General features: G+C 70.1%; 14 protein-coding genes. 8 read left to right on the top strand and 6 right to left on the bottom strand.

All coding sequences use genetic code 11. From position 1 onward, the window contains the following. Positions 1–36: 36 nt before the first annotated feature. Positions 37–291 carry a hypothetical protein gene (locus tag AC51EU_RS06145; RefSeq protein WP_496265625.1) on the bottom strand — a complete coding sequence of 85 codons (255 nt, stop codon included), beginning with the start codon at positions 289–291 and terminating at the stop codon, positions 37–39. A gap of 270 nt (positions 292–561) precedes the next feature. Between AC51EU_RS06145 and AC51EU_RS06140 the strand changes: the two genes are divergently transcribed. Together AC51EU_RS06140 and AC51EU_RS06135 are read left to right on the top strand one after the other, a co-directional pair. Continuing rightward, positions 562–1,410, top strand: a complete 849-nt coding sequence (locus AC51EU_RS06140) for a helix-turn-helix domain-containing protein (protein WP_496265624.1) — start codon at positions 562–564, stop codon at positions 1,408–1,410. Further along, positions 1,407–1,631, top strand: a complete 225-nt coding sequence (locus tag AC51EU_RS06135) for a DUF397 domain-containing protein (RefSeq protein WP_496265623.1) — start codon at positions 1,407–1,409, stop codon at positions 1,629–1,631. The genes AC51EU_RS06140 and AC51EU_RS06135 overlap by 4 nt, the downstream gene beginning before the upstream one ends. An 80-nt stretch (positions 1,632–1,711) precedes the next feature. Here AC51EU_RS06135 and AC51EU_RS06130 read toward each other — a convergent pair whose 3' ends face one another. Next, positions 1,712–4,102 carry a hypothetical protein gene (locus AC51EU_RS06130; RefSeq protein ID WP_496265622.1) on the bottom strand — a complete coding sequence of 797 codons (2,391 nt, stop codon included), beginning with the start codon at positions 4,100–4,102 and terminating at the stop codon, positions 1,712–1,714. 652 nt (positions 4,103–4,754) lie between these two features. Here AC51EU_RS06130 and AC51EU_RS06125 point away from each other — a divergent pair. After that, on the top strand, positions 4,755–5,621 hold the full coding sequence (locus AC51EU_RS06125; RefSeq protein WP_496265621.1) for an SAM-dependent methyltransferase: 867 nt from the start codon (positions 4,755–4,757) through the stop codon (positions 5,619–5,621). A 50-nt stretch (positions 5,622–5,671) separates the two neighbouring features. Here AC51EU_RS06125 and AC51EU_RS06120 read toward each other — a convergent pair whose 3' ends face one another. From AC51EU_RS06120 to AC51EU_RS06110, 3 genes are all read right to left on the bottom strand, one after another. After that, positions 5,672–6,412: a DUF4097 family beta strand repeat-containing protein gene (locus AC51EU_RS06120; RefSeq protein ID WP_496265620.1), complete on the bottom strand. Its 741-nt coding sequence runs from the start codon at positions 6,410–6,412 to the stop codon at positions 5,672–5,674. Positions 6,413–6,660: 248 nt separating this feature from the next. Continuing rightward, complete coding sequence (locus tag AC51EU_RS06115; RefSeq protein ID WP_496265619.1) at positions 6,661–7,713, bottom strand: aldo/keto reductase; 1,053 nt, start codon at positions 7,711–7,713, stop codon at positions 6,661–6,663. Positions 7,714–7,884: 171 nt separating this feature from the next. After that, positions 7,885–8,655, bottom strand: coding sequence for a polysaccharide deacetylase family protein (locus tag AC51EU_RS06110; protein WP_496265618.1), 771 nt, complete (start codon positions 8,653–8,655; stop codon positions 7,885–7,887). Positions 8,656–8,792: 137 nt separating this feature from the next. On the opposite strand from AC51EU_RS06110, the gene AC51EU_RS06105 reads away from it, so the two are divergent. The 4 genes from AC51EU_RS06105 (at position 8,793) to AC51EU_RS06090 (ending at position 12,266) form a co-directional block, all read left to right on the top strand. Beyond that, positions 8,793–9,488 carry a response regulator gene (locus AC51EU_RS06105; RefSeq protein WP_496265617.1) on the top strand — a complete coding sequence of 232 codons (696 nt, stop codon included), beginning with the start codon at positions 8,793–8,795 and terminating at the stop codon, positions 9,486–9,488. Continuing rightward, entirely contained in the window at positions 9,485–10,978 is a 1,494-nt protein-coding gene (locus tag AC51EU_RS06100) for a sensor histidine kinase (RefSeq protein ID WP_496265616.1), read from the top strand. The genes AC51EU_RS06105 and AC51EU_RS06100 overlap by 4 nt, the downstream gene beginning before the upstream one ends. Then, positions 10,975–11,541, top strand: a complete 567-nt coding sequence (locus AC51EU_RS06095; protein WP_496265615.1) for a hypothetical protein — start codon at positions 10,975–10,977, stop codon at positions 11,539–11,541. The genes AC51EU_RS06100 and AC51EU_RS06095 overlap by 4 nt, the downstream gene beginning before the upstream one ends. Before the next feature lie 77 nt (positions 11,542–11,618). Continuing rightward, entirely contained in the window at positions 11,619–12,266 is a 648-nt protein-coding gene (locus AC51EU_RS06090; RefSeq protein ID WP_496265614.1) for a class I SAM-dependent DNA methyltransferase, read from the top strand. Between the two features lie 188 nt (positions 12,267–12,454). Here the strand turns inward: AC51EU_RS06090 and AC51EU_RS06085 are convergent, their stop codons facing one another. Beyond that, positions 12,455–13,051 (bottom strand): GNAT family N-acetyltransferase, encoded by a 597-nt coding sequence (locus AC51EU_RS06085; RefSeq protein ID WP_496265613.1) that lies wholly within the window; start codon positions 13,049–13,051, stop codon positions 12,455–12,457. A gap of 483 nt (positions 13,052–13,534) precedes the next feature. Between AC51EU_RS06085 and AC51EU_RS06080 the strand changes: the two genes are divergently transcribed. Then, positions 13,535–13,918, top strand: a complete 384-nt coding sequence (locus AC51EU_RS06080; protein WP_496265612.1) for a peptidase inhibitor family I36 protein — start codon at positions 13,535–13,537, stop codon at positions 13,916–13,918. The last annotated feature ends 13 nt before the right edge of the window (positions 13,919–13,931 follow it).

The following is a 13,931-nucleotide window of genomic DNA, read 5'->3' as shown; positions in this document are numbered from 1 at the left end:
CTCCTTTTCCTTCTTCTCCTCTGCCATGACGCACCCTCATGCCGGAACTTCGCCGGATTCCCCCGCCCGCGCCCCGGCCCGCACCACACCCGCCAACGAGTGCGCCGTCGCGACATTGCACCGCCCCAGATGCACGAGCGCGATCGTCTGCCCGCCACACGTCGACGCCTCGGTCCCGAGCGACGGCAACGTGACCCCCGCCTCTTCGAGCGCGGCCGCGAGATCGTCCCGCGCCGCCTCCACCTCCCCGACCTTCTCTCGCCAGTCACTCTGCGGCTCGTCCACCAGCACCGTCTTCCTCCATCGGTAGGGGGCTCGCCATGGAGCCGGTCCGGCCCCCGGCGAAATGAATTCCTGCGGCCCGCATCAGTCGTTGCTGACGCTTTCGGGCAACAAATCCCGCACGGGAAAGGGCAGAACGAGGGCACGCCGAGGTGGCGCAGCTGCCTTTTCCGTCGCCTTTCGCGCTGGAGCTGTCACGGTCTACATTCGGCATCCACGACCCCGAAGGCCAGGGGAGAAGGCGTGCCAAATGACTTGGCACAGTGAGGAGTTGGACGTATGTCCGAACCCTGGATCGAACGAGATGACAAATCGGAAGTGGAGGGCGAGGAGCCCGAGGACGGAGCTGCGTGGTTCGGCCGGGAAGTCATGCACGCGCGCGTGCAAAAAGGGTGGAGTAAGCAGGAACTGGCCCAGGCGCTGGGAATCGACCGCACGGTTGTCAGCCGGGTGGAGAGCGGGAAGCGTCTCGCCTCCGAGCTGTTCGCGGAAGGGTGTGACAAGGTCTTTGGCACACCCCAAAGCTTCACTCGTCTCCGCAACCGACTGGCCGGCCGGGACCATCCGGACTGGTTCGTCCCGTACCTGAACATGGAGCGAACGGCAACGGCCATCCTCGACTACTCGCCCACCCTCATCATGGGGATACTGCAAACCGAGAGCTACGCAGAAGCTGCCTTCCGGGCCTGGCGCCCACGGGAGAGCTCCGAACAGATCCGCGAGCACGTAGCCACTCGTCTCCAGCGCCGGGAAGTCCTGGAGCGGGAAGCCCCGCCCCTGCTGTGGGTGATCCTTCACGAGGCAGTGCTACGTACCCAGATCGGCGGCCCGGACACGATGCGGGAGCAGTTGCAGCACCTCCTGAATACCGCCGATTCGCCCGATATCGCCATCCAGGTGCTCGATTTCGCCGCGGGGGCTCCGGCCGCGCATCTGCCGTTCAATCTGCTTGAACTGGATGAGGGTGGTGAGATCTTGTACGCGGAGTCATACACTCACGGCACAGTCATCGACTCCGCGTCAGCAGTGGCCGAAGCACGCGCCACGTATGAGCGGTTGCGTGCCGCCGCGTTGTCGTCGGAGCGGTCGCTCGCCCTGATCAGCAGCATCATGGAGGCTTACTCATGAGCACGACCTTCGACCTTTCCCAGGTGGTCTGGGAGAAGTCCAGCTACAGCGGCGGCAACGGAGGCCAGTGCGTCGAGTGGGCGCCGACCGCCGTCTCTTCGACCGGCACCGTCCCCGTCCGCGACAGCAAGGCCCCGCACGGCCCGGTGCTCACGGTCGCCGCGCCCGCCTGGTCCGTCTTTGTGTCCGGTATCAAGGCGGGCGAGCTGTCCTACGCGTAGTGTCGCGGTGTCCCCTCCGGCTTCCTGGCGGAGGGGACACCGGATGTTCCAGGTCCCGCCAAGCCCTCGCGGCGCCGCCGTTAATTGGTCAGCGGCTCGTACTTGGCGATGATCTCCTGAACTTGGCTGATCGCCTGCTGAAGATCCTTCTGCCGTTTGCCGCTGTAGTTGTAGTGCTTGCGGAAGTCGGTGTCCACGCTCTTCCAGTAGTCGGTGTACGCGCTCTGGGCGTCACCGGACGGGCAGTTCCAGCCGTGCTTCTTGCTCTCGCAGTACGCGTACCAGACCAGGTTCTCGTACTGGACCTCCGGCATGGAGAGGATCTGCCGCTGCGGGAACTCGCCGGCGTGCGAGTCCTGGAAGAAGATGATGTGCTGATCCCCGCACATCGCCCCCGCGCAGTGCGTGAAGGTCGTCTCCCCGATCGCGACATCTGAATCGTCCATCCGGCTGGAGCAGCGGCTCGCCACGGTGCCGATCTTGTCCTGGAGGTGTGCCAGGTAGTGCTTGGCCGCGTTCACCAGGTAGACGGTCTTGGGGGACTTGAAGGTCGTCGCATCGTTCGACAGCAGGATGCTGACCTGTAGGTAGAGGAGATGGACGGAGACCCCCACGAGGTAGACGGGGAGCGCCATGATCTGGAACTCCGGGTCGGCGGGGTACTCGCCGTTCTCCAGGTCGCTGATCGTCTGCAGCAGGGGGCTGCTGGGGCCGAGGGCGTCCTCGACGCTCTTCTTGATGGCTTTGAGGGTGTCGTCGTACGCCTGCCCCTGCTTGTAGTCGTAGTCGTTGTCGATGGCTGCCTGGGCCTGCAGGCCGATCCACGTGGTGTAGGCCAACAGGTGTGTCATGTCCTGGAGGATGTGGTCCTCCGCCAGGTCCTGCTTGAGGATCTGGTCGATCTCCTTGGGGAGGTTGACCTGCTGCTCGCCGAAGGCGACATGGAGGATGGTGTTGAGGACAAGGGATACGGCGCCCACCACCGCGCCCTGGGGACCGCAGGCGAACGAGATCATGCCGAACGTGTTGAGGCACTGCTCGACGATGTCCAGGGCGCTCTCATCGGCGGCCGGTGCCGCCGGTGCCACCGAAGGCGCGGCCGACCGCCGGGACGCTGTGGCAAGGCACTGGTACTCGCCGGTCTGAGGGTCGACGGAGGTGCCCTGCACCACGACGGCCAGCTCTCCCCAGTTGGTCGACCGGTGGTAGACCAAGGTGTATTTCGGATTGCCTTTCCAGGAGTCCGACAGCGCCGTGATCCGGTGCTGGACGAGCCGTTCACCGGAGAGCAGGGGATAACCCTTCCGCCATTCGGGAAGGGCCTTCGCCACTGCCTCCTCTACCTCCCGGCGTTCGTGCTCGTCGAGGCCGTCCATCCACTCGTCGACAGCAGCCTGGCTGTACAGCGGCAGCGGGCCGGTACGGCGCTTGAGTGCGCTGCTGAAGTTCTCGGCCTTGTGGTGGTACAGCAGCCTTCCGCCGCGTCGGACCTGGCCCAGGTACCGGCTGGCGTACAACCGTGCGTTCTTGGTGGCCGGCTGGTCGGGGAAGTACAGCCGTGGCCCGGTCATCGCGGGACGCGCGGCGATGATCTGGTGGAGTGCGAGTTCGGCCACGTCGGCTGCTACCTGCCGGGGCATGGCGTTCCCGTCGTACCGATAGTCCCGCAGGAACTCGTACAACGCCCGTGACTTGGGCTTGCCCTGCTGCGGTGGGAAGTCGTTGTACGCCTTGACGCAGCTCGTCACGGCGGCGGCCTTGTCGTCGCCGCTGGCCCAGACGAACGGGCTCGGCAGGTTGGCCGAGAAGAGTTTGATGGTGCTCAGCATGAGGATCTGCCCCTGGAGCGAGGGATTGCGCTGGTCGACCTGGTCGGCCACACGCGACCACACCTGTTCCTCCTTCAGCGCCCACCATCGTTCGATCTGTGCTTTCACCTTCTTCTTCTGGTCCTCGGTCAGCTGGGACCCTCGCGGTGCGGCAGCATCTGCCGGATCGGCTGTCTGCCCTTTCTTCAGCTCCTTGACGAAATTGATCACGGCCATGGTGACGCCGAGCGTCCCCCCGATCGTGCCGAATACGGCGAGCGCGAACTGCCAGCCCTTCACCCGGCACCACAGTCGTCCCTTGCGCTTCTGGAGGCCCAGATCGTCCATGCGCTGGCGTACCGCCTCTTCCACCATCTGCTGGAGGTCCGGGCTCGGGCCGCCCTCGATGGTCTCCGTGGACGCGTCCAGTGTCTGGCGGGTGGAGTCCATGGAGTCCAGCTCGATGGTGTCGTCGGCCTTCTCGGTGACGTCGGTCAGCAGGTCCTGAAGGGCCTCCCGCATTTCCGAGATCTCCGATTCGTTTGCCGAGTAGAAGGACTCGATGGTGGACTCCGTGTCCTCCTCGCTCTCGTTCTCCATCTGCTCGTTGGTCGTCTCCGACTCCTGCTCGTCGATGTCGGTCTGGGGCTCGACGTCGGGCATGGCTTCCTCGCGTTTCCGTCAGTGATGTGAGAGGGAAGGAGCTGCCCGCACCGGTCCCGGCCGTCACCCCGCGTGTGCGGCCGTCGGCGGACCTCTTCGGCAGGGGCACGGGATGATGATCGTGTGCGGGGCCGCCGGACAGGTCCGAGTACGGTGCCTCCCGCAGGACCGGGACAGCGCGCCCATGCCATACCGGCCGCACGCGGAAGATCAACCAGCCACGGCGCGGCTTCACCCGCCCGAAGGACACCGCGGGACGGGATGGTCGATGGCCCGGAGGCGACGGCCGCGCGCGGGCCATGGGAGCGGCGGGACGGACCGGGCCGACTCCGCCACTCCCGCGTTTCCCCTGGGGCGCCGACTCGCCAGTGGTGAGATCGGGTGGGAGGAGGACCCGGAGGGCGTGCGCTTCCCCTGCGGGGTGGAGGCCCCTCACCTGGAGGACGCCGTCTCCTGGGCCGTGGCGCAGTTCGCGGACCTGGACGTGAGGATCGCGCGGATCGAGCTGCGGCCGTTCGACTGAGCGGTCTCATCGGCGGTCACGGCCCGTCCGACCCATCCGGCCCGTCCCCTCCGCCCGTTCGGCCGAGGACGTCGCGGATCCGGCGCAAGGGTCCCGCGCCCGCGTGGTACGAGCCCCTATCCTGCCGCTATGACCCACGTCACATCGTCTCCGGCCGTGCTGCCCACGCCGGAAGAGGTCGGCGCCAACTACGACGAGTTCGGTCCGCTGTTCACCCTGGTCCTCGGCCGTTCCGCCCTGCATGTCGGGCAGTGGAGCGTGCCCGGGGCGCCGGGGGCCGTCCACAGTCTGCCGGAGTTGGCGGACCAGGCCATGGACCGCCAGACCGATTGGTACACCCAGCTCCTCGCGCCGGACGGGGACACCCGCATCCTCGACATCGGTTGCGGCACCGGGGGGCCGGCCGTACGTATCGCCCAACGCACCGGGGCGCGTGTCACCGGCATCACCATCAGCCGTACGCAGGCCGCCGAGTGCGCTGCCCGGGCGCGCGAGGCCGATCTCACCGACCGGGTCACGTTCGACCACGGTGACGCGATGAACCTGCCGTACCCGGACGGAAGTTTCGGGGCGGCGCTGGCCGTGGACTCGCTGTGCCATATGCACGACCGGCCCCGGGCGCTGGCCGAGGCCCACCGCGTCCTGCGACCGGGTGGCCGGCTGCTGCTGACGGAGTTCACCCTGCGGGGCAGGCCCAGTCGTGAGCAGCTGGAGGCGCACTACCGGATGTGGGTCAGCGCGCCGCTGGTGACGGTGCCCGGGGTGCTGGAGATGGCCGAGGGAGCGGGGTGGGAGATGGCGCAGGTCATCGACGACAACGCCAACATGGCCATGACCGGTGAGGTGATGGCCCTCCTCTACCGCGAACGGCACGACGAGGTGCTGGCCCACTTCGGTGCCGAGGCGACGGCGCGGCTGGACGCGTCGATGCCGCTGCTGCGCAGCTTCAACCGCGATCACCTCGGGCACACGGTGTTCGTCCTCCGCAGGCCCTGACCGCGCGGCGGGCCCGGGGGCGGCGCACCGCGACCGCCCCCGGGCCCGTTTCAGTCCGAGGCCCCCTGCTTGACGGTGATGCCTCCGTTGCTGGTGGTCAGGTCGAGCTGGTGGCTGCCGGAGGAGTCGTTGGGGATGCCGATGTTCCGATCTCCGTTGTCGGTACGGGCCGACACCCGGTAGCTCCCCTTCGGGACCTCCAGCGTCACCGAACCGTTCGACGTGGTCACCCGTACGTCCTGCGGGGTGCTCGGTGACAGGGTGACGCGTCCGTTGGAGGTCTCCACCTTGGTCCGCGTGCCGGACAGCCGTTTTCCGGTGATCTCTCCGTTCGTGGTCCGCGCGTCGATGGTGCCCCGCACGTCGTCGAGGCCGATCTTCCCGTTGCTGGTGGTGACGTCGACGTTGCCGACCTGGGACAGGTCGATCTCCCCGTTCGAGGTCCGGCCGTTCACCGGGAGTCCCGCGGGGAGCTCGATCGTGTAGTCCACCGCGCAGTGGTCGCCGCAGCCGCCGAGTACCAGGACACCGTCCTCGACCCGGTAACTCGTCCCCTCCGGCCGGTCGCCCCGGTAGGAGACCGAACGGTGCACCGTGACCGGTCCGTTCCCCTTGCCGCCGCGCACCGTGGCCGCGCCGTCCTCCATCTCCAGCCGCACCGAGGTGATCTTCTTCGTCTCCCGGGTGTCGTCCGTGAAGGTCTTCGGGACCAGCCCGCCGCAGGCCGTCAGCCCGCACAGCGCGACCCCGGCCGCCACCACACCCCCGACGACCCGGACACTCCCGCGCACCGACATCCTCGTTCCCCCGCTCCCCCGGTCCCCCGGACGTTCCGGCCACACACCGCGCATGGCTCCGGCCCGACCCTACGGGGGCCGCCGGGAGCCCGGCCATGGGGAAAACCCCCGCATCGGAGGGGGCGGCAGGACCACTGCCCCCTGCCCGCCCGGGGGAGCCGCCCCCTGGCCGCCGGCCGGTACGGGACCGCTCCCGAGCACCGCCCGCCACGGGAGCGGCCCCCCGCCTCAGCGCCCCCGCCTCACCGGACCTCCGTCACCGTCCGCCGGTACGTGGACCTCCGGTCGTCGATCTCCTGCCACCGGTCGCCGTAAACGGTCTCGACGATGCCCGGCTCACGCAGGAACGCGTGCGGGAAGCCGAGCGCGACGGCGCTGGCGTCGTCGAGCCGGGCCAGGGCGTCCGCGTCCAGGGTGACGTCCACGGCGGCGAGGTTGTCGGTGAGCTGTGACTCCTTGGTGGCGCCGATGATCGGGATGATGTTGCCGGGACGGGAACGCAGCCACGCCAGGGACACTTGCGCGGGGCTCCAGCCGCCCTGTTCGGCGATCTCCAGGACGGCGGGGAGGACGGCGTCCTCGTTGTGGTCCCAGTCGTGCTGGTCGCCCGTCAGCCGGCCCGTCTCACCGCGCCGGTACTTCCCGGTGAGCTTGCCGGCCGCGAGCGGCGCCCACGCCAGGACGGCCAGCTCGAAGGCGCGTGCCTGCGGGAGGAGTTCGCGTTCGGGGGTGCGCTCCAGCAGGTTGTACCGCAGCTGCGAGCCGGCGAAGGCGGTCCAGCCGCGCAGCTCGGCGAGGGTGTTCGCCTGGGCGATCTCCCAGGCCGGCCAGTCGGACACGCCGACGTGGAGCACCTTGCCGTCGCGTACCACATCGTCCAGTGCGCGCATCACCTCCTCGACGGGCGTGAAGTTGTCGCGGGCGTGCACCCACAGCACGTCGACGTGGTCGGTGCGCAGCCGCCGCAGGCTTTCCTCCACGGAACGGAGCAGGTTCTTGCGGTGGTTCCCGCCCGAGTTCGGATCACCCGGACGGGTGGCGCAGGTGTACTTGGTGGCGAGGACGAACGCGTCGCGGCGCCCCTGGAGCAGTTCCCCGAGGACCGTTTCGGACGCCCCGCGGCCGTAGTTGTTGGCGGTGTCGACGAAGTTGCCGCCGGCCTCCGCGTACAGGTCGAGGAGTCGGCCGCTGGTCTCCTTGTCGGCGCACCGTTCCCCTCCGTCACCGAAGGTCATGGCCCCCAGGCTCAGCTCGCTCACCCGCAGGCCGGTCCTGCCGAACAGCGTGTACCGCACGGTGGTTCCCTCCGCTCGTCGTCCCATCCGCACCGGATGTGCGGCCGACGGTAGATGCTGGAGCGCACTTCACCGCAAGAGTGCGGGGGCGCGTCGCACCCGGATAAAAGGGGCGCGTGGCCCCTCCGGCACTCCTCGTGCCCGCCGCGAGACCTCCCGAACGAGACGCCCTCAGCCCGCCTGGGGAAAACTGAACGCGTAACCCGACGCGGTGAACCAGGGCAGCAGCCGCTCCAGGGCCTCCATCGACTGGGAACGGTTGCCCCCGCCGTCGTGCAGAAGGACGGTCGGGCCCTTGGTGATCTGCTGCTTCACGGCGCGGACGATCCGGTCGGTGCCCGGCCGCTCGTAGTCGCTCGGGTCGACGTTCCAGCCGAGGTTGCGCATGCCGTGGGCGGCCGCGATCTGCCGGCTCTCGGGGGTGAAGGCGCCGCCGGGTGCGCGGTAGTACCGGACGCGGGTGCCGCCGGACGCCTTGTCGATCATCCGCTTGGCGTCCACGATCTCCTTCTCCTGGTACGCGACCGGTTTCCCGTCCATCGCGGTGTCATGGCTGACCGTGTGGTCGCACAGCCGGTGGCCCTCGGCGACGATCCGCCGGACCAGATCGGGGTGGGCCGCCGCGTTCGGGCCGGTCAGGCAGAACACGGCCTTCGCGCCGTGCCGCCGGAGGAGGGCCAGGGCCTTCGGCGTCCAGCGGGGGTCGGGGCCGTCGTCGAGGGTGAGGTTCACCGTCTTCCCGGAGTCCTCGGACTCCCGGACGATCGCGGTGTCCACCACGGGCCGCGGCAGGGACACGCTGGTTCCGGCGGCGTCCGTCCCGCTCGGGGAGGGTTTCACGAGGAGGGCGAGGGCCACGGTCCCCGCGAGGGCCAGTCCGCCCGCGATCAACAACTCCTGGCGGAGGGAGCCGGTCCGGCGGTCCTGCTGTGCGTCACTCATGTCCCCGACGGAACCGCGCGGAGACGAGGGAACGGCGGGTTGTCATCGTTTCCTCACGAAAAGCGGAACGGCTCGTCGTACGGTTCGGGCACCCTGTTCGAAGAACACGGAGAGCCCACCGGAGAAGCGATCCCTCCATGCCACGAGTCCTGCTGATCGAAGACGACCTCGCCGTACAGAAGGGCGTCACCCTCGCGCTCAGGCGCCGGGGCCACGAGGTGGAGGTCGCGGGCAGCGGTGAGACGGGCCTGCTCGCGCTGGAACGCCACCGCCCCGATCTGGTGCTGCTCGATCTGATGCTGCCGGGGATGAGCGGCCTGGAGGTGTGCCGCCGCATCCGGGAGAGCAAGCAGGTCCCGATCATCATCCTCTCCGCCCGGGGCGACACCATCGACGTGGTCGTCGGACTGGAGGCCGGCGCCGACGACTACATCGTCAAACCGGCCGTCGGGGAACTCCTCGAAGCCCGCATCAAGGCGGTCCTGCGCCGCGTCGCCCCCGCCCCGGACGGCGAGCGGGTACGGGACGGTGCGGAGCGGCACGGCACCCTCACCGTCGACCGCACGGCCCTCATCGTCACCAGGAACGGCACCGAACTCGCCCTCGCCCCCTCCGAGCTGAAGCTCCTCCTGTTCCTCTCCGCCACACCGGGGCGGGTCTACACCCGCCAGCAGCTCCTGGAGCAGGTGTGGGAGCACTCCTTCTACGGGGACGCCCGCCTGGTCGACGCCTGTGTGATGCGTCTGCGCGGCAAGATCGAGGACGATCCGCGCGCCCCGGTGTACGTACAGACCGTCCGCGGTTTCGGCTACCGCTTCGGGCCCCTCGGATGACCGTCCGGCTCCGCTTCCCGCGCGGTCTGAGAACGCGCCTGGTGATCGCGTTCCTGCTCGCCGTGGCCTTCGGTTCGCTGCTCACCGCGGGACTCACCTTCCAACGGGCCCGCTCCGCGATCCTCGACCGCACCCAGCACAACGCCGTCGCCGACCTGCGCGCCCAGCTCGACTCCCTCGCCCCCGGCCTGTCCTTCCCGCCCAGCGCCAACGCCCTGCGCGATCTCGCCCTCCAGCTCGACCGTGCGGGCGGCGCCCGCGCCTGGCACTCCGCCGCCTCCTACCAGGACGGCCCGCTCGTCTCCGCCTCTCCCGGCCACCCGCCCGTCCCGCCGGAACTCCGCCGGACGGTACGGGACCACCACGAGGCCGCCTACCAGCGCGTCGAGCACGAGGGCCGGCCCTGGTTGGCCCTCGCCGTGCCCGTCGCGTACGACACGGAGACCGCCGGGCACTCGGGTACCACCGGCTCCTCCGCCCCCTACAGCCCCTCCGGCCTGACGGTTTACGCCTCCCTCCCGCTCGACGACGTCCAGGCCGACATCGCGACCCTGCTCACCGCCGCCCAGGCGGGAGCCGTCCCCGCGCTCGCGCTGGCGCTCGTCCCGGCCCTGTTCGCCGCCCGCCGCGTCCTGCGGCCCGTACGCCGGCTCCACGACGGGGCGGAGAAGATCGCCGCCGGTGAGCTCGGCACCCGGCTCGAAGCGGAGGGTCACGACGAACTCGCCGACCTCACCCGCACGTTCAACACCATGGCGGAGACCCTGCAACGCGACGACGCCGAGCTGCGCCGGATGGAGGCGGGCGCCCGCCGCTTCGCCGCCGATGTCGCCCATGAACTGCGGACGCCGCTCGCGGCGATGGCGGCCGTCACCGAGGTGCTCGACGAGGACGCCGACGCGGGGACCATGCCGCCCGACACCGCCGACTCCGTGCGCCTGATCAGCGACGAGACCCGCACCCTCGCCCGGATGGTCGAGGACCTCATGGAGGTGTCCCGCTTCGACGCGAAGTCCGCACCGCTGCGGCCCGAATCTGTCGACCTGCGGACGCTTGTCGGCAAGTCGCTTCAGTTACGGGGCTGGAACGACGACGCACGCGTCACCGCCGACCTCGCCGGGCCCGTCCCCGTCCATGCCGACCCCCGCCGCGTCGATGTCGTCCTCGCCAACCTCGTCGGCAACGCCCTGCGCCACGGCCGCCCGCCCGTCACCGTCCGCGCGCGGGCCGCACACGGCCGGGCGGTCCTCACCGTGACCGACCACGGCCCCGGCATCCCCGACCACGCCCTGCCCCATGTCTTCGACCGCTTCTACAAGGCCGACACGGCCCGCACCCGCTCCGAGGGCAGCGGCCTCGGCCTCGCCCTCGCCCGGGAGAACGCGCTGCTGCACGAGGGCACCCTGACCGCCGCCAACGCCCCCGGCGCGGGAGCCGTCTTCACCCTCACCCTCCCCCTCGCCGACCCCGTCCCGCCGGAACCGCGATGACCCCCCGACTCCCCGCCCGCGCCGCCGGAGCACTCCTCCTCGCCGCCCTCACCGTCCTGACCACGGCAGGTTGCGGCATCACCCCCGGGGGGCCCACCCTCGCCGGGGCCCCCGCCTCGGGCATCCCGCGTCCCGGTACGAAGGCCCGCACCGTCCAGCTCTACTTCGTCGGCCCGTACGGCGTCCGCGCGGTCACCCGCCCCACGGACCGCCCCCTCGGCCCCCAGCAGTCCCTCGACCTCCTCCTGGAGGGCCCCACCGCCGCCGAACGCGAACGCGGCCTGACCAGCCAGGTCCCGCCCATGGCGGGCCGGCTCACCGCCACCGCCGCCGACGGAGCCGTCGATCTCTTCGTCCCCCGCAGCGTCAGCAACGGCGATCTCGACGTCACCGCCGTCGCCCAACTCACCTGCACCGCCGCCCACGCGTACGTCCCCGGCAACCGCCCCACCTCCCGGATCGACATCCGCATCCACGAGAACCTCACCCCCTCCCGCAACCCCTGGACCGTCCGCTGCGGCGCGAACGGCACGCTCACTCCGGTGAGGGATCAAGACACGTAGGACCCTGTAACCAACCGCCGGCGGACCGGGCCATCCGGTGCGCGGCGTTCCGCGCGACTTCCCGCTACGGTCTCCGGATGACCGAACCCGACACCGTGCACGCCACCCGTGTGGCCTACGACGCCATCGCCCCCACCTATGCGCAGATGTTCCACGACCCCTTGGGCGACCGTCCTTTGGAGCGCGCTCTCCTGAGCGCCTTCGCGGAGTTGGTGCGGTCGAACGGCGGCGGCCGGGTCGCGGACCTCGGCTGCGGACCGGGCCCGCTCACCGCCCACCTCCACGGGCTGGGCCTGGACGCCTTCGGCGTCGACGCCTCGCCCGTGATGATCGAGCTGGCGCGCGAGGCTCACCCCGGGCTGCGGTTCGAGGTCGGCTCGATGACCGCGCTGGACATCGAGGACGGCGCGCTCGGCGCCGTCCTCTCACGGTGGTCCGTCATCCACACCCCGCCGCGGGAACTGCCCGCCATCCTGGCCGAGATCGCCCGGGTCCTGGCCCCCGGCGGGCACCTGCTGATCGAATTCCCCGCCACCGACGGCCCGCACCACGAGACGCAGTCCTACGACCACACGGTGGCGACGGCCTACCGCTGGTCCCCCGACCACTTCGCCGCACTCCTGCGCGCGCACGGATTGGCGGAGTCGGCCCGCCTGGTGATCGAACCGAAGCCCACCGACAAGCGGCAGTTCCGGGAGGTCCAACTCCTCGCGCAGAAGGCGTAGGTCGAAGAGTTCGCGCGGTGGAGTGGGCGGAGCGGCCCCTCCCGCACTCCACCGCGCGGCGCTGCCCGGTGGGCCGTCCCCCGCGAACCCCGAAGGCCGGCCCCGCGAGAGCCGTACGCACCTCGTGCGAGGGCGGCCCGGCCGGGCGCGCCGGAGCGTGCGGCGCGGGTAACGGCCCTCTCCCCGTCTCACCCCCGCGGCTCACGCCACATCGACCACAGCGTCGGTCCGCCGCCCGGCAGGTGGATCTCCTGGCGGACGGTGAAGCCGAAGTGGCCGTAGACGGGGAGATTGGATTCCTTGGAGGACTCCAGGTAGAGGGGGAGACCGGCGGCATCGGCCTGGGCGAGGCCGGAGCGGAGGAGGGCGCCACCCTGGCCCTGGCCCTGGGCGGCGGGGTCGGCGCCGATGACGGCCAGGGACCAGTGCGGCTCCTGGGGCTGGTGGGCGGCGGCGGTCCGGACGGCGTCCTGGAAGAGGCCGGCGCGGTCGCCGAGTATGCCCAGCAGTTCCTGGATGGTGTCCTCGTCGGGGACGGCCTTGGCCTGCGCCTCGGCCGGGACCCAGAACGCGGCCGCGGAAGCGGTGCGTTCGCACACGGCGTTGTGGACGTACTGCCGGGTGAAAAGCGTGGTGAAGTAGCGGCCCAGCGACTCCTGGCGCGAGGCGTCGTGGGGGAAGAACCAGCGCATCATCGGGTCGTCGTCGAAGGCCCGCGCCAGCGAGCGGCTGACCGCCGCGGCGTCGTCGAGCACGGCCGTTTTCGGCTTGTTCGTAGTCGGCATACGGCTCATTCTGCGCATGATGATCTTGGGCGGGCGGGGCGGGGTCCCGGTCCGCGGACCGGGCGCCGGGCCGGACGTGCCCCTGTCACGTGGCCGGACGCACGGGACGCACAGCGCACAAGGGCGTCTTTTCGGCCAGGGGTCACATCTGGTCCGGCACGCCCCGCACGCCCTCGAACGGTGATCCGGAATGCCGTTGCGGCGCGACGAACGGCCCGTGTTTCGGGAATCGGGGACCGGGTAGACGAGCGCGGTCCGGAGCCGCCGTGAGGAAATGCCGAATCGCCGTCCTGGCCAGTGGGAACGGCACGCGGGAAGAATTCCTCCCGGTATGACGGCAAGAGCATCCGGCCTGGCAGGAACCGCTCTTGTTGATGCTGCGGAGAACCACCAGGGTGGAACGCATTCCGCGGGTGGAGAGGGTCGCGTGCGACATTCGGCCGCCGCCCGCCTCGGAAATGCATTCGGGGGAAAGGGGAAGAAGTGTCTCCACGTTTCAGCAAGCCGGTGGTCGCCGTGATCGCGACCGCCCTCCTCGGCCTGTCGGCCGGTTCCGCCACCGCGGTCTCCGGCCCCGCACCCGTCGCTGACCAGGGCCAACCGATCGCGGTCAAGACGAAGTGCCCGAGCGGATGGGTGTGCGTCTGGCCGAAGCCGCATTACGGCGGGCACGGCCTGGGGTGGAAGATGGGGCATCCGAACTACGGTGGCGACACCGGCCGCGCGATCTGGTCCGTGTCGAATCAGAGTAAATACAAGGTGCGGTTCTACAGCAAGATGAGCCGCAAGGGTAAGTACTTCGACCTGACGCCACGTCACGGTTCGGCGAAGACGCCGTGGGCGGTGCGTTCGGTCCACAAGAAGTAGCCGCGCGGCGAGG

This window comes from Candidatus Streptomyces philanthi, assembly GCF_059553635.1.
Note: the sequence above shows the minus strand (reverse complement) of the source record. Positions and strands in the feature narration are given on the sequence as shown.